This is a genomic window from Rhodococcus opacus B4 (genome assembly GCF_000010805.1).
GTDB lineage: Bacteria > Actinomycetota > Actinomycetes > Mycobacteriales > Mycobacteriaceae > Rhodococcus_F > Rhodococcus_F opacus_C.
The window spans coordinates 2,070,870-2,089,246 of the sequence record NC_012522.1 but is presented as its reverse complement, the minus strand read 5'-3'; the positions used below and the strand labels follow the sequence as shown (position 1 = coordinate 2,089,246).

18 protein-coding genes, 1 pseudogene and 2 riboswitches are annotated in these 18,377 nt (G+C 68.9%); of the genes and pseudogenes, 16 read left to right on the top strand and 3 right to left on the bottom strand.

Annotation, left to right across the window (positions count from 1 at the left end; genetic code table 11):
• Window positions 1-8: 8 nt before the first annotated feature.
• Window positions 9-329, bottom strand: coding sequence for a type VII secretion target (locus ROP_RS09695; RefSeq protein WP_012689154.1), 321 nt, complete (start codon window positions 327-329; stop codon window positions 9-11).
• 93 nt (window positions 330-422) lie between these two features.
• On the opposite strand from ROP_RS09695, the gene ROP_RS09690 reads away from it, so the two are divergent.
• Together ROP_RS09690 and ROP_RS09685 are read left to right on the top strand one after the other, a co-directional pair.
• Window positions 423-2,072, top strand: a complete 1,650-nt coding sequence (locus tag ROP_RS09690; RefSeq protein ID WP_012689153.1) for an alpha/beta hydrolase — start codon at window positions 423-425, stop codon at window positions 2,070-2,072.
• Window positions 2,069-2,608, top strand: a complete 540-nt coding sequence (locus ROP_RS09685; protein WP_012689152.1) for an LppA family lipoprotein — start codon at window positions 2,069-2,071, stop codon at window positions 2,606-2,608. Before ROP_RS09690 ends, ROP_RS09685 begins: the two co-directional genes overlap by 4 nt.
• Before the next feature lie 21 nt (window positions 2,609-2,629).
• On the opposite strand, the gene ROP_RS09680 is transcribed toward ROP_RS09685, so the two are convergent.
• Together ROP_RS09680 and ROP_RS09675 are read right to left on the bottom strand one after the other, a co-directional pair.
• Window positions 2,630-3,424: an HAD-IIA family hydrolase gene (locus ROP_RS09680; protein ID WP_050785049.1), complete on the bottom strand. Its 795-nt coding sequence runs from the start codon at window positions 3,422-3,424 to the stop codon at window positions 2,630-2,632.
• 76 nt (window positions 3,425-3,500) lie between these two features.
• On the bottom strand, window positions 3,501-4,268 hold the full coding sequence (locus ROP_RS09675) for a sulfite exporter TauE/SafE family protein (protein ID WP_012689150.1): 768 nt from the start codon (window positions 4,266-4,268) through the stop codon (window positions 3,501-3,503).
• 212 nt (window positions 4,269-4,480) lie between these two features.
• A riboswitch (SAM riboswitch) is annotated at window positions 4,481-4,577 on the top strand.
• Window positions 4,578-4,584: 7 nt separating this feature from the next.
• Between ROP_RS09675 and ROP_RS45220 the strand changes: the two genes are divergently transcribed.
• From ROP_RS45220 to ROP_RS09615, 14 genes and pseudogenes are all read left to right on the top strand, one after another.
• Window positions 4,585-4,659: a putative leader peptide gene (locus ROP_RS45220; RefSeq protein WP_368681154.1), complete on the top strand. Its 75-nt coding sequence runs from the start codon at window positions 4,585-4,587 to the stop codon at window positions 4,657-4,659.
• 145 nt (window positions 4,660-4,804) lie between these two features.
• Complete coding sequence (locus tag ROP_RS09670) at window positions 4,805-5,797, top strand: amino acid ABC transporter permease (protein WP_012689149.1); 993 nt, start codon at window positions 4,805-4,807, stop codon at window positions 5,795-5,797.
• Window positions 5,794-6,575 (top strand): annotated as a pseudogene (locus tag ROP_RS09665) (amino acid ABC transporter ATP-binding protein). Before ROP_RS09670 ends, ROP_RS09665 begins: the two are co-directional and overlap by 4 nt.
• 51 nt (window positions 6,576-6,626) lie before the next feature.
• On the top strand, window positions 6,627-7,598 hold the full coding sequence (locus ROP_RS09660) for an ABC transporter substrate-binding protein (protein WP_012689146.1): 972 nt from the start codon (window positions 6,627-6,629) through the stop codon (window positions 7,596-7,598).
• A gap of 11 nt (window positions 7,599-7,609) precedes the next feature.
• Complete coding sequence (locus ROP_RS09655) at window positions 7,610-8,149, top strand: GNAT family N-acetyltransferase (protein WP_012689145.1); 540 nt, start codon at window positions 7,610-7,612, stop codon at window positions 8,147-8,149.
• Window positions 8,146-9,207, top strand: coding sequence for an LLM class flavin-dependent oxidoreductase (locus ROP_RS09650; RefSeq protein WP_012689144.1), 1,062 nt, complete (start codon window positions 8,146-8,148; stop codon window positions 9,205-9,207). Before ROP_RS09655 ends, ROP_RS09650 begins: the two co-directional genes overlap by 4 nt.
• On the top strand, window positions 9,204-10,262 hold the full coding sequence (locus ROP_RS09645; protein ID WP_012689143.1) for an LLM class flavin-dependent oxidoreductase: 1,059 nt from the start codon (window positions 9,204-9,206) through the stop codon (window positions 10,260-10,262). Before ROP_RS09650 ends, ROP_RS09645 begins: the two co-directional genes overlap by 4 nt.
• A 15-nt stretch (window positions 10,263-10,277) precedes the next feature.
• Entirely contained in the window at window positions 10,278-11,672 is a 1,395-nt protein-coding gene (locus ROP_RS09640) for an NtaA/DmoA family FMN-dependent monooxygenase (protein ID WP_012689142.1), read from the top strand.
• Between the two features lie 46 nt (window positions 11,673-11,718).
• Window positions 11,719-11,812: riboswitch (SAM riboswitch) on the top strand.
• Between the two features lie 4 nt (window positions 11,813-11,816).
• Window positions 11,817-11,900: a putative leader peptide gene (locus ROP_RS45215; RefSeq protein ID WP_310794466.1), complete on the top strand. Its 84-nt coding sequence runs from the start codon at window positions 11,817-11,819 to the stop codon at window positions 11,898-11,900.
• Between the two features lie 152 nt (window positions 11,901-12,052).
• Window positions 12,053-13,687, top strand: coding sequence for an ABC transporter substrate-binding protein (locus ROP_RS09635; RefSeq protein ID WP_043824506.1), 1,635 nt, complete (start codon window positions 12,053-12,055; stop codon window positions 13,685-13,687).
• 3 nt (window positions 13,688-13,690) lie between these two features.
• Window positions 13,691-14,680 carry an ABC transporter permease gene (locus tag ROP_RS09630; RefSeq protein WP_012689140.1) on the top strand — a complete coding sequence of 330 codons (990 nt, stop codon included), beginning with the start codon at window positions 13,691-13,693 and terminating at the stop codon, window positions 14,678-14,680.
• Entirely contained in the window at window positions 14,673-15,593 is a 921-nt protein-coding gene (locus ROP_RS09625; RefSeq protein WP_012689139.1) for an ABC transporter permease, read from the top strand. The genes ROP_RS09630 and ROP_RS09625 overlap by 8 nt, the downstream gene beginning before the upstream one ends.
• Entirely contained in the window at window positions 15,590-17,248 is a 1,659-nt protein-coding gene (locus tag ROP_RS09620) for a dipeptide ABC transporter ATP-binding protein (RefSeq protein ID WP_012689138.1), read from the top strand. The genes ROP_RS09625 and ROP_RS09620 overlap by 4 nt, the downstream gene beginning before the upstream one ends.
• Complete coding sequence (locus ROP_RS09615) at window positions 17,241-18,374, top strand: LLM class flavin-dependent oxidoreductase (protein WP_012689137.1); 1,134 nt, start codon at window positions 17,241-17,243, stop codon at window positions 18,372-18,374. Before ROP_RS09620 ends, ROP_RS09615 begins: the two co-directional genes overlap by 8 nt.
• Window positions 18,375-18,377: the final 3 nt, after the last annotated feature.

Below are 18,377 nucleotides of genomic sequence, written 5' to 3'. Positions count from 1 at the left end.
CGGAGGGCCTAGAGGTCGAGGCTCGTGGCCGGTGCGACCGCGTGGAGGCGCTCGGCGGTCGCCGCGTCCTGGGTGTCGTACCGGCGTGCGCACTCGACGAGTGACGCCGACATCTCGGCCAGGGTGCGCTGCAACGACTCCCGCCTTCCGTCGAGGTAGGACGTGAACAGGGCGAACCCGGCGCCGGCAGCCTCCGGCCAGGCCGCCGCCGAATCGGAGACGGCCGTGTCGGTGGTGTCGAGCCGTGAGGACGCCTCGTCGAACAGGGCGTCGAGCTGACCGGCCGCCGCGTGCAGGGCACCGGTGTCGACGTGGGTGGAACCGCTCATTTTCGATCCTTCGTGTCGGTCGAGACGAGATCGGACTCCCGCGGACGCGATTGATCCGCTAGGGTACGGGCATTATGCATCCTGGGGGGGATCGTGAATCTGAGGGACATAGCCCAGTGGGACACCCGCGCGCTGTCGGCCGTGCAACGGTCGCTGTCCGAGCGGGCGGCGACTCTCGCGTTCGTGCGGGACGGTCTCGCCGACATCGGCCACTTGCCGGGGTGGGAGGACGAGGCTGCGGACGCCGCACGCCGGCGGTTCCGGACCGTCGCGGAAGACCTGAGTGACGAGGCGGCTGCCGTCGCCGTCGTCGAGTCGTTGGCCCGCGAGCTGTTCGACGCGGTCGCGCACCTGCAGACCGAACTCGACGGCGTCCGAGACGCGGCGGCCGCCCACGGGATTGTCCTGTCCGACAACGGAGATATCGCCGGACCGCCCGTCGACGGCTCCGCGGCCGCGCTGCGTGAAGAGGTACGCGCCGCAGCCCGGGCGCTGATACTCCAGGCGGAAGACCTCGTCGCCGACGCGGCTGCCGTGCTGACGCGGGCAGCGCACGGCGTGGCCGAACCCGGTGAGGTGGGTCGCGGACTGTCCGCCCCGGCGCCTCCGCCGGACGGCTCCCTGCTCGCCAACCGCGAGTATTGGGACGCCCTGCCCGCAGCCCAGCGGCGAGAGGTCGTCGAGCAGCATCCCGAATGGGTGGGAAATCGCGACGGCATCCCGTCCGCGGTGCGGCACGAGGCGAACGTGACCCGGTTCGACGACGAGCGGTCGCGGTGGGAGACGGAACGAGACCGACTCCGGGACAGGCTGGACCACAACATGTTCGGTGGAACATTCACCGACGACGACGCCGAACTGTGGTACGCCGAGCAGAAGTTGCGGGACCTCGACAACCTCGAGGAACTCGTGCGCGCTCACCCGGACGGCAGGCTGATGCTGCTCGACCTGCAGTCGGGTGAACGGACGATGGCCGCGTTCGCGCTCGGCAACCCCGATACCGCCGACCACATCTCGGTCACCACGCCGGGCATCGACACCACCGTGGGCTCCCTCGCCGGAATGGCCGACGAGGCGACGGCGCTGAAGGCGGAAATCGAACGGCAGCTCGACCTTTCCGGCCGCACCGACGACACGGTGTCGACGATCGCGTGGCTGGGGTATCAACCGCCGACGACCACCGGTCCGGGCAATTTCGATGTGCCGTTCATCGACCAGAATCTCGGGCGTGGATGGCTCGTCGATTCCTGGCAGTCCGACCGCGCGACCGCGGGTGCACCGAAGCTCGCCGCGTTCTACGAGGGCCTCGACGTCGCCTCGCAGACGCCCGATCCGCACATCACCGCGCTCGGCCATTCGTATGGTTCGTGCACCCAGGGCCTGGCCCTGCAGGACGCGGGACCGCGGCAACCGGTCGACGACGCCGTGTTCTACGGGTCGCCCGGGTTCCACGCGAACGACGAATCGGACCTCGGGCTGGCTCGAGGTCACGGATTCGTGATGCGCGCGCACGACGACCCCATCAGCGTGGTCGACGGGTTCGGCAGGCTCGGCCCCGATCCGGTGCAGACGGACCTCGAACAACTGTCGGTGCGCGAGGCGTCGACCCCCGACGGCGTGCAGCGGGAAGATGCCGACGGGCACAGCGAGTATCCACGGCCGAGCGGCAACGGAGAGTTACGGACGTCCGGCTACAACATGGCGGTGATCGTCGCGGGCATGCCGGAACTGGCGATCCGGTGACGGTCCGCGGCGAATGGGCAATGAAGGCGGTCGCCGTGATCGGCGCGGCGATCCTGACGAGCGGATGTGGTGACGTGACGGACAACCCGTACAACTTCGGCGACGAGGAGATTGCGGCGGCGGCCGAGACCCTGACCGGCAGGCCGACGCTCGCCGTCACCGAGCGGCACGTCACCGATGCGCTGGTGCGGATCAGCGAGGCCGTCGGCGCGATCGCTCCGGATGTCCGGTGGCGGTGGCACCGTGAACGCAGCCAGGGCGGCGGATGTCCCGGACCGTATGCGTACACGGAGGGACAGTCCGTCACCACACGAGCGCTGCTGTCCGACACCCCGATCCGCGACGCCGACTGGCCGGCCGTGCTGGCAGCGGCCCGTGCGGTCGCCACCGGCGCAGGGATGGACCGGCTCGACGTCCACGCCGACGAGCCCGGACGCCACGACGTGACGTTCGCCGGCGAAGACGGGAACCGGATCACATTCGGGACGTACCGGGCAGCGACCATTCGGGGCGTCACCGGCTGCCGCCGGTCGTGAGTACTTGTTAACGTCGGGCGGTTAACAAGTACTCACGGGCGGCGAAGCCGCATCGCCGCCGAAGGGATCCGACGTGCGGCCGACCAGGTCGGCGACCGATTTGAGCACTGCGGTGGGACGGTAGGGGAACAACTCCACCGAGTCCCGCGTCGAGATTCCGGTGAGGACGAGGATGGTCTGCAGCCCGGCCTCGAGCCCGCAGACGATGTCGGTGTCCATGCGGTCGCCGATCATCAGCGTGTTCGCGGAGTGCGCGCCGATGGCCCGCAGCGCGGAGCGCATCATCAGCGCGTTCGGCTTGCCCACGTAATACGGGTCGCGGCCGGTGGCCCGGCTGATCAGTGCCGCAACGGATCCGGTCGCCGGAAGGGAACCCTCGCGCGACGGTCCGGTGGGGTCGGGGTTGGTGGCGATGAAGCGTGCGCCTCTCTCCACCAGTCGAATTGCGGTGGTGATGGCCTCGAAGGAGTAGGTGCGGGTCTCACCGAGGACCACGTAGTCGGGATCGTTCTCGGTGAGGACGTATCCGATGTCGTGCAGTGCGGTGGTGAGCCCCGATTCGCCGACCACGTAGGCGCTGCCGCCGGGGCGCTGGTTCGCGAGGAACGTCGCGGTCGCCAGGGCGGACGTCCAGATCGATTCCTCCGGAATGTCCAGGCCGGTGCGGAGCAGCCGGGCGCGGAGATCGCGCGGAGTCCTGATGGAATTGTTGGTCAGGACGATGAACGGGGTACCGGACTCCCGGAGTTCGGCCAGGAACAGGTCGGCGCCGGGGACCAGGTGCTCTTCGTGGACGAGAACGCCGTCCATGTCCATGAGATAGGTCCAGCCCGGGTGCTCTACTTCGTTGCTCACCGACTCAGTATGGGGGAGCGGGAGGGTGCATGCGCGACTATGCGAGCAGCCGGAACAGGCCGATGAGACCGACGACGACGATGGTTCCCCGCAGCGCGGTGGGGGACAGGCGGCGGCCGTATCGGGCGCCCAGGACGCCTCCGATCAATGATCCCACCGCGATGAGGCCGGCGGCCGCCCAGCTGATCCGGTCGAAGGCCACGAGTGTGTACGCGGTCGCCGCGACGACGTTGACGATGAGCGACAGCAGATTCTTCGCGCCGTTCATCCGCTGCAGGCTCTCCGGCAGGATCGCGCCCATCACGCCCATCAGCAGAATGCCCTGCGCCGCGGTGAAGTATCCGCCGTACACGCCGACGGCGAACGTGCCGACGGTCAGCAGGCCGAGGCGCGTCGGGCTCAGGCCCGCCTCGTGGCTGCCGCGCTGCTTGGCCCACGCCTGGATCTTCGGCTGCAGCACCACCAGGATGAGGGCGAGGATCAGCAGCACCGGGACGACGAGTTCGAACACCGTTTCGGGGAGGTGCAGCAGGAGCCACGAGCCGAGAATCGCGCCGCACAGCGATGCCGGGATCTGCCACCGCAGCCGCGGTCCCTGCCCGGCCAGTTCCCGCCGGTACCCCCACGTGCCGGACACGCCACCGGCGACCAGGCCGATCGCGTTCGACATCGTGGCGGTCACCGGAGGGAACCCGAATGCCACCAGGGTGGGAAAGGTGATGAGCGTGCCGCTGCCGACGATGGCGTTGATCGCGCCCGCGCCGACGCCGGCTACCAGGATCGCGATGACTTCGAGTGGTGTCACCGAGGCGACGTTACAAGGGCCTCGGACGGCCCGGCGGCCGGGTCGCGCCGCGCTGGCGATACGCGACTGCGCGTCCCACCCAACCGCATCCTCGGCCACGTGTCAGTACTTCTGCGCACCGTGATTCTTGCGCCTATATGACGCCATTTCCCCTGTGGTGCAGGGGAATACCCCGTGTTGACGGCGTCCGGGAATGCGGCTAGTGTTCGCTTCAACCATCCAGAGCGACCGAGAGACCTGGCTCGTTGACGTCGCAGCAACCCTTCCGAATCTTTCGGGTGCGGGTGCTACCGCCGGGATCGATGGAAGGCAGCACATGAACTACCTCGCGCGCCCTGCGTGGCGCAGACGGCACATCGACCTGTGCCGGACCACCTCCTGCCACTGTTGACGAGGTCCCACAGCACGCTCACCGGGTAAAACGCCAGGTGAGCGCGTGACGCGCGCCCGCCTCCCGCGGAAGACGCGCCCCCTACCCGTCCCGTTTCCAGGTGAAAGGCCGCATCGGTGATGTCTGTTCCCAGTGGTGAGCGAGCGTGAGCGCCCCCGTCCGGGCGCGTTCGGCCGCGCCCCTCGATTCCGCACCCTCCGGCGACCGCGACCGGCCCGGCGACGCCGCGCTGGAGGTCGCGCGACGGTGGCACCCGTGGCGGTGGGTGGTCAGCGCCGCCGTACTGGTGCTGCTCGCCCAGTTCGTCCACGGCCTCGCCACCAACCCGGGGTGGGACTGGGCGACGTTCGCCAAGTACTTCACCGCCGGCTCGGTGCTGCAGGCCCTGTGGATGACGGTGAAGCTTACCCTGTGGGGGACCGTCCTCGGATTCGCGCTCGGGGTGGTGCTGGCGGTCAGCCGTCTGTCGCACAACCCGGTGCTGCAGGTGATCGCCTGGGTGTACATCTGGGCGTTCCGGTCGATCCCGCTGATCGTGCAACTCCTGTTCTGGTTCAACATCACGTACCTGTATCAGACTCTCTCGCTGGGTATTCCGTTCGGACCCGCCTTCTTCACGTTCGAGGTCAACGGCGTCATCAGCGGCTTCACCGCCGCCGTCATCGGTCTGGCCCTGCACCAGGCCGCGTACTCCGCGGAGATCATCCGCTCCGGCATCATCTCGGTCGACCACGGGCAGATCGAGGCCGCGCAGTCGCTGGGCATTCCGCGCCGTCGCCAGTTCTTCAAGATCGTTCTGCCCCAGGCGATGCGCGGGATCCTGCCGAACGCCGCGAACGAGGTGATCAGCCTGTTCAAGGGCACGTCGATCGTGTCGACGATGGCGATCGCGGAACTGTTTTACCAGGTTCAGGTGATCTTCGGCCGCAACGGTCGCGTCGTGCCCCTGCTGATGGTCGCGACGATCTGGTACATCATCCTGACCACGCTGTTGTCGATCGGCCAGTACTACGTCGAGCGGCACTACGCGCGTGGATCGGCTCGGGCACTGCCGCCGACTCCGTGGCAGAAGCTCACCCGGAAGTTCGCCGAGATCCGTGACGCCGGTGTCTCCGTACCGAGAGGTGCCACGAAATGACGACCGAAGCCCATCCGGCGGAGTACGCGGTGGAAGTTCGCGGAGTCCACAAGTCCTTCGGCGCACTCGACGTCCTGCAGGGTGTGGACCTGCTGGTCCGCAAGGGTGAGGTGACGGTGATCCTGGGGCGTCGGGTTCCGGCAAGTCCACACTGCTGCGCACGCTCAACCACCTGGAGAAGGTCGACCGGGGCACCATTCGCATCGACGGCGACCTCATCGGTTACCGGCGCAAAGGCAACAAACTGCACGAACTGCGTGAACGCGAGATCCTGAAGCAGCGGTCCCGGATCGGATTCGTGTTCCAGAATTTCAATCTGTTCCCCCACCTCACGGTGCTGGAGAACGTGATCGAGGCGCCGGTGTCGGCGCAGGGCCGCGACCGGGCCGAGGTCGAGGCCGAGGCGATTGCGCTGCTGGAACGGGTCGGCGTGGGTGAGAAGGCCCACGAGTACCCGCGGCAGCTGTCCGGCGGCCAGCAGCAGCGGGTCGCGATCGCCCGGGCCCTCGCACTGCGCCCGGCGGTGATCCTGTTCGACGAGCCCACGTCGGCCCTCGACCCGGAACTGGTCGGCGAGGTCCTCGCCGTGATCAAGCAACTGGCACGAGACGGCGCGACCCTCGTGATCGTCACCCACGAGGTGGGCTTCGCGCGGGAGGTCGCCGACACCGCCGTCTTCATGGACGCCGGCGTCGTCGTGGAGCAGGGGCCGCCCGCGCAGGTCATCGACGACCCGCAGCACGACCGCACCAAAGCATTCCTCTCCCGAGTTCTCTGACCTCCACACCCTGTTTTCCACACGATCGGTGTGGATCCCCGAAAGGCACACATGTCCACCGCACGGTTCCGTACGAAGATTCTGGCCTCGGCCCTCACCACCGTCGCGCTGCTCGCCGCCGCGTGCGGGGGCGGCGACGTCGAGGACGAGGGATCGGGGCCGACCTCGGCCGCCGGTTACAACCTCACCGCAGACCAGAACCGCATCACCACCGACGAGGTCGAGTCGATCGCCGCGAAGGTTCCCCAGCAGATCCGCGACCGCGGCACGCTCATCGTGACGGGCAGCGCCGGTTCCGCCCCGCCCCTGCGCTTCTACGCCGACGACGACAAGACGCTCATCGGCTCGGAGACCGACTTCGCGTACCTGATCGGCGACGTTCTCGGGTTGAAGGTCGATCTCCAGGCCGCGGACTGGGCGCAGAACTTCGTCCGCATCGATTCGGGGGAGGCCGACGCGTTCATTTCCAACGTCACCGTCACCGAGGAGCGGAAGGAGAAGTACGACTTCTCGACGTACCGCCTCGACACTGTCGCGTTCGAGACGAAGAAGGACAGCGGCATCCAGATCGAGGGCCCGAAGGATGTCGCGGGGCTGAAGATCGCGGTCTCCTCCGGCACCAACCAGGAAGCGCTGCTGGTGAAGTGGAGTGAGCAGAACGTCGCGGCCGGCCTCGAACCCACCGACATCACCTACTACCAGAACGCCACCGACTACTACCTGCCTCTCGCGTCGGGGCGGATCGACGCCTACTTCGGCCCCAACCCGTCGTCGTCGTTCCACGTGGCGCAGGCCGGGGAGACCGAGATCGCCGGAACGTTCTCCGGAGCGGGCGACGCACTCCAGGGTGAGATCGCCGTGCTCACGAAGAAGGACAACGGGCTGGTGACCGCCGTCAACGAGGCCATCAACCACGTCATCGAGAACGGTACGTACGCACAGGTTCTCGACCGCTGGAACATTGCGAACGAGGCCGTGAACACGTCGGTCGTCAACCCGCCCGGGCTCCCGAAGACCAGCTGACAGGAGGAACAGTGAGCGAGAGGACCGATCCCGTGCAGACCGTGTTCGTCGAACAGAGCGATCCACTGGCCGCGCCGCTGCTCGAAGAACTGGCGACCGAATACAGCACTCGGTACGGGCGCTCGCGTGACCAGATGTACGAGGACCTCAGCACGTATCCGGCGGAGGAGTTCGCCGCGCCGGGTGGCGCGTTGCTCGTCGTCGTCGAGGGCGGGACATCGGTGGCGGGCGGAGCCTTCCGCCGCTACGACGACACGACGGCCGAACTCAAACGGATCTGGACCTCGTCGGCGCACCGCCGCCGCGGCCTCGGACGAATCGTCCTGCGGGAGCTCGAGGCCGAGATCGTCCGGGCCGGCTATTCCCGTGTCTTCCTCACCACGGGCCCGCGGCAGCCCGAGGCGGTGGCCCTGTACCTGGCCGCGGGATACACGGCGCTGTTCGACCGCTCCCTCCCTCCGCAGGACGTTGGGGTCCACGGATTCGAGAAGTGTCTGCACACCGCCGCTCTGCCTTCCGACTGTGCCGCAAAGGAGTACGAGTCCGTATGAAGTTTCTGCTGATGAGCCTGATCACGCACCAACCGGATCCGGTGACCGGGGAGAAGATCGGCACCGCGGCCAGGCTGCGGGAGGTCGTGGAGTCCGCCGTGCTCGCCGAGCAACTGGGGTACGACGGTTTCGCGGTGGGCGAGCGCCACGAACATCCGTTCCTGTCCTCGTCGCCGCCCGTGGTGCTCAGTGCCATCGCGGCGCGGACCACGACTCTGCAGTTGTGGACCGCGGTGACCACGCTGAGTCTGCTCGACCCGGTCCGTGCGTTCGAGGACTACTCGACGCTCGACAACCTGTCGGGCGGCCGGCTGCAGCTCATCATCGGCAAGGGAAACGGCACCGCGCAGGCGCAGCTGTTCCACGTCACGCCGGACGACCAGTGGGACCGCAACCGTGAAGGGTACGAGCTGTTCCGGAAGCTGTGGGAGAGCGAGGACGTCACCTGGGAAGGCACGTTCCGCCCGTCGCTCGAGCACGCCGTCGCCCTGCCCCGCCCGCTGCAGCGGCGAATCCGGATCTGGCACGGCAGCGCGACGAGCAAGGAGTCGGTGGATCTCGCGGCCCGCTACGGTGATCCGATCTTCTCCGCGAACGTGACATATCCCATCGACTCCTACGCCGAACTCGTCCGGCACTACCGCGAACGGTGGACGCACTACGGTCACGATCCCGCCGACGCCCTCGTCGGCGCCGGAACCGCCGGGTTCTACGTGACTCCGAACTCGCAGGACGGGCTCGACGTGTGGCGTCCCATTCACGCCGCTCGCCTCGACTTCGCCCGCAGGGCAGGACTTCCGGTGGTGTTCGAGACCGTCGAGGACTTCGTCGAACGCAGTTCCGCACTGATCGGCAGCCCGCAGCAGGTGATCGACAAGGTGCAGCGCTACCACGAGCAGTTCGGCCACGAGGTGATCCACCTGAGCGCCGACCGCGTCGGCACCGACAAGCAGCACCGCGAGAGCCTGGAACTGTTCCAGGCCGAGGTGGCACCCGCGCTGCGCGAGACCATTCCGAGCCGCCCCCTCGCTGCCGGCACCGAGGAGGAAGACGCATGAGCCTGGTTCTGGGCATCGAACTCGACGGCGAGGGTGCGCATCCCGAAGCCTGGCGCCGAGCCGCGCACACACCCGACCGGTTGCTGACCGGGCGAACGGTGGCGGACCGGGTCGCGGCGGCCGAGAACGCGGGTTTCACGTTCGCCTCCTTCGATGATTCGCTCCTGCCTCCCGGCGCCGGCGGGGGACCCGTCGGCAGGATCGACGCGGTGAACCGCGCGGCGTTCGTCGCCGCGACCACCAGCACGATCGGACTCGTACCGGTCGTCGGCACCACGTATGCCGAGCCGTTTCACACGTCCTCCCAGCTCGCGACGCTCGACTACGCGTCGCGCGGTCGCGGTGGCTGGATCGCAGCACGCGACACCGACCCGCGGGTCGCGAGCGCACTGGGCCGGGCGGAGGTCACCGCACCCGCCGATCTCGCGCAGGAGGAACGGGACGCGATCACCGTGGTCCGGGATCTGTGGGATTCGTGGGAGGACGACGCGGTGATCCGCGACTACGCGACCGGACGTTTCCTCGACCGCGACCGAGTGCACTACCTCGACTTCCAGGGCGAGACCTACTCGGTGAAGGGTCCGGCGATCGTGCCGCGACCACCGCAGGGGCAACTGGTGGTGTTCGGCCGCGCGGGGGACACCGATCCGTCGCTGGTCGACGTGGTGCTGGTGTCCGGACCGACCGTCGAGGACACCGTCGAGGCCGCCGTGCGCGCAAAGGCCGGCGGGGCGGTGCTGGTGTTCGCGGAACTGGACGTCGCGCTGGGCGCGTCGACGCCTGCCCAGCCGAGCGGACGGGTGTCGTTCGCCGGCGGTGCCACCGGGCTGGTGGACCTGTTGCGGACCCTGGATGCGCACGTCGACGGCGTGCGCCTGCATCCCGCCGTCGTCGACGAGGATCTTCCGGTGCTGGCCCGGTTCGTGGTTCCGGCGCTTCTCCGTGCCGGCATCGCCCACCGTCCCGTTCCCGGTTCGACCCTGCGCGGCACGCTGGGCCTCGACCGTCCCGTCACCCGATTCCAGGCCGAGCGCCTCGAACACTCTTCTCGCTGAAAGGTTGTGGAGAACATGACCGACAACTCGTACGCCCGACCCGGCGCCCAGGTGCACCTCGGTGTCTTCTTCCAGGGCGTCAACCACACGACGATCTGGTCGGATCCGTCGAGCGGATCGCAGATCGACTTCGAGACGTTCCGGCGGGTGGCACTGACCGCCGAGCGCGGCCTGTTCGACGCCTTCTTCCTCGGTGAGGGCCTGCGCCTGCGGGAACAGGAGGGCAAGATTCTCGATCTCGACATCGTGGGCCGCCCGGACGCGATCACCCAGCTCGCGGCGCTCGCCGGCATCACCCGGCACATCGGGTTGGTGGCCACCCAGAACACCACCTACAACGAGCCCGCCGACCTCGCCAGGCGGCTGTCCGGGCTGGACCTGCTGTCCGGTGGCCGTGCCGGCTGGAACGCGGTCACCACGGACAATGCCTGGACCGGTGAGAACTTCCGGCGCGGCGGCTTCCTCGATCACGCGGACAGGTACGAGCGGGCCGGGCAGTTCCTCGACACCGCCCGGGCGATCTGGGATGCGTGGGCCGACGGCGCGGTCGCGACGAGGACCGACGCGCCGTCGTGGGCAACCCCGGACGGGGTGCGGGAGGTGTCCCGGCGCACGTCGCAGTTCGACGTCACGATCACCCCCACGCTGCCGCGCAGCGGCCAGGGACACCCCGTCATCTTCCAGGCCGGTGACTCACCGGCGGGCCGGGACTTCGCGGCCGCGCACACCGACGTGATCTTCTCCCGGCACGGAACGCATTTCGACGCGGCGCTCGCCTTCGCCGAGGACATCAGGGCGAGAGTGCGTCGTGCGGGGCGCCCCGAGGACGACGTCAAGATTCTGCCGGGCACGCAGATCGTGCTCGCGGAGAACGCGTCCGAGGTGGAGGAGAAGGTGCGCTGGGTTCTCGAGGGCCAGTACACCGGGCAGACGGCGTTGTCTCTGGTCGGTCAGGTGTGGGGCCGCGATCTGTCCGATCGCGACCCGGACGGTCCACTGCCCGAATTCGATCCGGTGCCCGCGCCGATCTCCGTCACCCGCGGGGCGGCGCGTGACGGAAAGGATCCGCTCGCCATCGCCAGGGAATGGCGGGCACTGGCGGAGGCGCAGAACCTGTCGCTGCGTCAGGTGGCGATCGCGACCACCCAGCGCTCCGGTTTCGCGGGCACCCCCGGGCAGGTCGCCGACGAACTCACCCGGTGGGTTCGCAGTGGGGCGACGGACGGATTCAACATCTCGCCGTATCTGGTGCCCACCGGACTCGACGAGATCGTCGACCTGCTGGTGCCCGAATTGCAGGAGCGAGGTTCGTACCGAACGGAATACGAAGGCTCCACACTGCGTGAGCACCTCGGGCTCCGGCCCGCCCTGTCGCGGCGGGAGGTCGAGTCCCGGCAGGCGGTCGGGTAGCGGGGTCCGTGTGGCGCCGCGACCGGCGATCTCTTACACTCGGTAACGACCATCCAGAGCGACCGAGAGACCTGGCTCGTTGACGTCGCAGCAACCCCCCGCCCTGCGGGTGCGGGTGCTACCGCCGGGATCGATGGAGGAACGATGTTGACCGAAGGTTTCGTGAGCGCCTGGGGGCGCCTGCACGTCGATCTCTGCCGGCTGTCCACCTCGATCTGTCACAGCTGACCTGACACCCCGATCTCTCGGGGTTCCGGCTCTTCACACCGCATCCGCGTCGGATCCGGTGTCCTTCACCTTCCTGTGCGCGTGAGCGCTGCCGATACGACGGGCAGCGCGCACGGCACTTCTTCGAGATCACGGAGTTCTCGGTGCCATCAGTGCTTTTGTCCTCGCCCCACCGCGGTGCCCGCATCGCAGCAGGTATCGGCGCCGCCGCCGTGCTGGCCACGGCGCTCACCGCCTGCGGTGGCGGTTCCAGCAGTTCCTCCGCGGATGCGGGCCCCGCACAGCCGGGCGGCACACTCCGCTACGGCCTCTCCCAGGCACCCACGTGCGCCGACCCCGCGCAGTCGGGCACGAATCAGACGATCTACGTGGCTCGTCAGGTGGTGGACTCGCTCACCGACCAAGACCCGGAGACGGGCGAACTGAAGCCGTGGCTCGCCGAGAGCTGGGACACCGACGCCGACGCATCCTCCTTCACGTTCCACCTGAAGGAAGGGGTGACGTTCAGTGACGGAACACCTTTCACTGCGGAATCGGTGAAGAAGAACCTCGACGCCATCGTGAACACCCTCACCGGAGCCAAGGCCGCACTGGGTGCCAGCTACCTCACCGGATACAAGGGCACCACCGTGATCGACCCGCAGACCGCGCAGGTCGACTTCGCCGCACCCAACGCGCAGTTCCTCCAGGCGTCGTCCACCCCGCAGCTCGGCATCCTGTCCGACAGTTCCGTCGCGAAGTCCGCCGAAGAGCGGTGCGCCGGCAACATCTCGGGCACCGGGCCGTTCACGTACGCCGACTACCAGCAGGACAAGTCGGTGACCCTCGCCAAGCGCGCCGGATACGACTGGGGTTCGGACGTGTTCGGCCACGACGGCGAGGCCTACCTCGACACCATCGAGTTCAGTGTCGTGCCCGAATCCGGTGTCCGCACGGGCAGCCTGTCCTCGGGACAGCTGGATGCGATCAGTGACGCGTTGCCGCAGGATGCCCCGCAGATCGAAGGCGCGGGCGGGCAGGTGCTCACCACGTCGAACCCCGGGACGCCGTTCGGTTTCCAGCCCAACGTGACCCGCGGACCGCTCGTCGATCCGGTCGTGCGCAGTGCGCTGGTCCCGGCGATCAACCGGCAGGAACTGGTCGACACCGTGCTCGGGCCCAACTTCAAGCCCGCCACCAGCACGCTGGCCAGCCGCACCCCCGGCTACGTGGCGCTGCCGGACGTGACATTCGACCCGGAGAAGGCGAAGTCGATCCTGGACCAGGCGGGCTGGGTTCCCGGTGCCGACGGCATCCGGGAGAAGGGCGGTCAGAAGCTGAGCTTCCCCGTTCTGTTCAGCTCCGTGTTCGCCGGCAACCAGGCCATCCTCGAACTGGTGCAGCAGCAGCTCAAAGAGGTGGGAGTGGATCTGCAGCTGAATCTCGTGTCCACCCCGGAGGCCACCGCTCGCCAGAATGCCAAGGACTTCGACGCCACCTACTACAACAGCACCCGCGCCGACGGTGACATCCTCCGCACCCAGTTCGGACTCGAGGGCCGCAACCTGAACAGCCGCGGTCCGATTCCCGCGCTCGACGACGTGCTGGCGAAGCAGCTCGCCACCACCGATCCCGCCGCGCGGAGCGCGCTCGTCGCCGACGCCCAGAAGCAGGTGCTCGACAACGGCCTGTGGATTCCCACGGTGGAGTTGTCGCAGGCGATCGGCGCCGGCCCGAACGTGCAGGACCTGAAGTTCGAGGCCTCGGCCCGGCTCCAGTTCTTCGATGCCTGGATCAGCGGACGCTGAGCCATGATTCGCTACCTCGGACTCCGCGTGCTGCAGGCGATCGCCGTCCTGTGTGCGACGTTCACCGTGTCGTTCGCCGTGCTGTTCCTCCTGCCGTCCGATCCGGTGAGCATCGCCGTCGACTCGGCGTCCACCGGGACGACGGTCGACGCGGCCGCCGTCGCGGAACTGCAGGCGCGGTACGGACTCGACCAGCCGGTGTGGGTGCAGTACTGGAATTCGCTGAGCCACGCCGTCCGCGGTGACTTCGGGTACTCGATCGCCACCGGGCAGTCGGTGACCGAGGCGATCGGGAACGCGGTCCCCAGCACGCTCGCGCTGGCGTCCGCGGCGCTGCTTCTCGCGGTGGTGTTCGGGGCAGCGGTCGCGTTCCTCGCCACCTACACCAGGGTCCACTGGGTGCGGAATCTGCTGTTCTCGCTGCCTCCGCTCGGTGTCGCGGTGCCGACGTTCTGGGTGGGTCTGATTCTGCTGCAGCTGTTCTCGTTCCGGCTGAAGGCCTTTCCGGCGTTCGGCGACCAGGGGATCGCGACGCTCGTGCTCCCCGCGGTGACGCTCGCGCTGCCGACCGGCGCGGTGATCGCCCAGGTGCTGGCGGCGAGTCTGCAGACCACGTGGCGGCAGCCGTTCATCGAAGCCGCGCGGGCGAAGGGCGCGTCCCGCTGGCAGATCCAGACGCGGCACGCGCTGCGCCTGTCGAGCATTCCCGCCTTCACCATCGCCGGTGTGCTCGTGGGCAATCTGCTGGCGGGATCGGTCGTCGTCGAGACGGTGTTCTCCCGCGCCGGGGTGGGGCGGCTCACCCAGACGTCCGTGATGGCGCAGGACATTCCGGTGGTCCAGGGAATCGTGGTGCTGAGCTCCGTCGTCTACGTACTCGTCAATCTCGCCGTCGATCTGCTCTACCCGCTGATCGATCCCCGGATCGTCGAGGGCAGGCGCAGTTCGGACCGCAGCGGCGGCGCGGATGTGGAGGAGAAGGTTCATGTCTGACATCCTCACCAGGGAACTGATCGACGAGGCCGAGGGTTTCGGCACTCCGCCGGTCGAACCGCCGCCCGTGATCGCGTCCGAGTCGGACAGCCGCGGACGCCGCGTGGTGACGTGGTTGCGTCGCAATCTCGTGCTCGTGGCCTCGGCCGCGGTGCTCCTCGTCGCGGTCGGATTCGCGGTGGCGCCGTCGGTGTTCGCGAGCGGCGACCCGCTGGTCGGGGTGCCCGCCCAGAAACTGCAGGCGCCGAGCGCCGCGCACTGGTTCGGCACCGACAACATCGGCCGCGACGTGTATACCCGCGTGGTCCACGGCGCCGGATTGTCGCTGACCGCAACGTTGTTGGCCGTGGGCATCGCACTGGTCGTCGGCTCGCTGATCGGCCTGCTGTCCGGTGCCGTCGGAGGTGCGCTGGACGCCTTCCTGATGCGCGTCGTCGACGTCCTCCTGTCGATCCCGGCGCTGCTGCTCTCGCTCGCACTGGTGACCGCACTGGGATTCGGCACGGTCAACGTCGCGATCGCGGTGGGAGTGTCGCTGATCGCGAACTTCGCCCGCGTGATGCGGTCGGAGGTGCTGCGGGTGCGGCGGTCGCTGTACGTCGAGGCCGCGTTCGCGTCGGGCGTCCGGCGGCACACGGTGCTGCGCCGCCACGTGCTGCGGAACTCGTACGCGCCGGTCGTCGCCCTGGCTGCCGTCGAGTTCGGCATGGCGGTCCTCGCGGTGTCTTCGCTGAGCTTCCTCGGATTCGGCGCGGTGCCGCCCACCCCGGAATGGGGGTCGCTGATCTCCGAGGGACGGAACTACCTCGCCACCGCGTGGTGGATGACAACCCTGCCCGGACTGGTGATCGTCGCCGTCGTGCTGTCGGCGCACCGGCTCGGGCATGCCTTGGAACAGAGGGAAGTGCGATGAGCGCGAACGACACTCCGCTGCTGCAGGTCTCCGGACTGCGGGTCGCGTACGGGAGCGCCGGCGATCCCGTCGAGGCCGTGCAGGGCGTCGACCTCACGGTCTCGCGCGGCGAAGTGGTGGCCGTGGTCGGCGAGTCCGGCTCCGGAAAATCCACCACCGCGCACGCCATCCTCGGACTGCTCAGCGGATCCGGGCGGGCCGTCGCCGGCACCGTCACATTCGACGGTGGGCGTCTCGACACCAAGTCGGAGCGCGCACTCGGACGGGTCCGCGGCGCCCGGATCGGCCTGGTTCCCCAGGACCCGACGACGTCGCTCAACCCCGTCCTGCGGGTCGGCGCCCAGGTGGCCGAGGTGCTCCGGATCCACGGTCTCGCCGACCGGCGGACGGCCGCCGTCGAGGCGGTGCGCATTCTCTCCGAAGCCGGGATCGACAAGCCCGAGGTGCGGGCGAGACAGTACCCGCAGGACCTCTCGGGCGGGCAACGGCAGCGCGTCCTGATCGGGATCGCGCTGGCGTGCAGCCCCGAACTCGTGATCGCGGACGAGCCGACCAGCGCACTCGACGTCACGGTGCAGCGCCGGATTCTCGATCACCTCGACGCGCGGATCGCCGAATCCGGCACCGCGGTCCTGCTGATCACGCACGATCTGGGTGTCGCAGCCGACCGCGCCGACCGGATCGTGGTGATGAGCCAGGGTGAGGTGGTGGAAACGGGCCCCACCCGCGAGATCCTCGAGAACCCCCAGCACGAGTACACCCGCACCCTGCTGGGCGCGGCGCCGAGTCTCTCGGTGGGACGGGGGCCCAGCCGCGCCGCGGAGGCGGCCGGAGCCGAACCCGATGTCGTGCTGCGGGTGTCCGGGGTGTCCAAGACGTTCCGGATCGATCGGCGCACGGCCATCGACGCCGTCCAGGACGTGTCGTTCGAGGTCCCGCGCGGGCGCACCCTGTCGCTGGTGGGGGAGTCGGGGTCCGGCAAGTCCACGGTGGCCCGGATCGCGATCCGGTTGGAGTCTCCCACCGGAGGCCGCGTCGAGTTCGACGGCCGGGACATCACCACCCTGCGCGGCGGCGCGCTGCGCGCCCTGCGCCGCCGAGTGCAGATCGTGTACCAGAACCCCTATGCGTCCCTCGATCCGAAGCTGGCCGTTGCGGATATCGTGGCGGAACCGCTCGGTGCGTTCGGTGTCGGCACCCGGGTGGAACAGGAGGCGCGAGTCGCCGAACTGCTCGAGCAGGTCGCGTTGCCGCGCACCTATCTCGAACGCCGACCGGCCGAGTTGTCCGGCGGCCAACGGCAGCGGGTCGCCATCGCCCGCGCGCTCGCGCTGCACCCCGAACTCGTCGTGCTCGACGAACCGGTGTCGGCGCTGGACGTCTCGGTGCAGTCGCAGATCCTCGGGCTGCTCGAGCGCCTGCAGCGGGACCTCGGGCTCAGCTACCTGTTCATCTCACACGACCTCGCCGTGGTCCGGCAGATCAGCGACACGGTCGCGGTGATGCGGTCCGGTCGCATCCTCGAATCGGGCGCCGCGGCCGACATATTCGACAACCCACGCCACGACTACACCCGGCAGCTGCTCGACGCCATCCCGGGACGGTCCGTCGGGCGCCCACGTTCCGCACAGCTGGAGGAATCGATTCATGCCTGAGCCATCCCGTCCCCTCGTCGCCGTCGATCTGTACGGCACGGGGATTCATCCGCAGTCCTGGCGTCGCCAGGACTCGCGCGCCGAGGACCTCTTCACCGCCGGCTACTGGACCGGCCTGATCGGGCAGGCCGACTCGGCCGGAGCGGATCTCGCCTTCGTCGGCGATTCCTTCGCGATCGCCACGACCGGGCACGCCGATCAGCGTGGACAACTGGATGCCGTGGCGATCGCCGCACGGGCCGTCGCGTCCACCGAGCGGATCGGTCTGGTTCCGACGGTGACCGTCACCCACACCGAACCGTTCCACGTGTCCAAGGCCATCGCGAGCCTCGACCACGCGTCGCTCGGCCGCGCCGGATGGCAGGTGGACGTGTCGGCCGGGCAGGCGCAGGCGAATCTGTTCGGGCGCAAGGACGCACAGGATGCCGAGAGTTTGTGGGCGGAGGCGGCCGACGCGATCGAGGTCGTCAGCCTGCTGTGGGACAGCTGGGAGGACGACGCCGAGATCCGCGAAGTGCGCACCGGCCGCTTCATCGACCGGGACAAGCTGCACTACATCGATTTCGAGGGGGACCACTTCTCGGTGAAGGGGCCGTCGATCACCCCGCGATCGCCGCAGGGGCAGTCGCTGATCGTGATCGGTGCGCGGGACGAGCACTCCACCCGGGTCGCCGCGGCGCGCGCCGACGTGATCCGCATCGGCGCGACCACCGTGGACGCGGCACGTGACGCCGCAGACCGGGTGCGACGTGCCGCCGCCGAGGCGGGCCGGGACTCCGCCTTGCTGCGGATCCTGCTGGACGTCGAGGTGGTGATCGCCGAGACCGCCGACGCGGCGGAACGCGACCTCGCCCAGCTCGAGAACTGGTCCGGCAGCGGGTACGAGCCGGAGTCGGTGCTCTACCGCGGTGACGCGGCGGGACTGGCCCGGCTGATCGCCGACGTGACCGCCGAGGACGTCGACGGCGTCACGCTCCGCCCGCTCGCACTGCCGTCCGGCCTGGACGCGATCGCCGAGAAAGTCCTGCCCCTGCTGCGGTCGGACAACCCGGGGCCGGGTGCCGGGGTGCTCCGGGAGCGGCTCGGCTTCACCCGTCCCGCCAACCGATTCGCCGGACAGGACTGACCG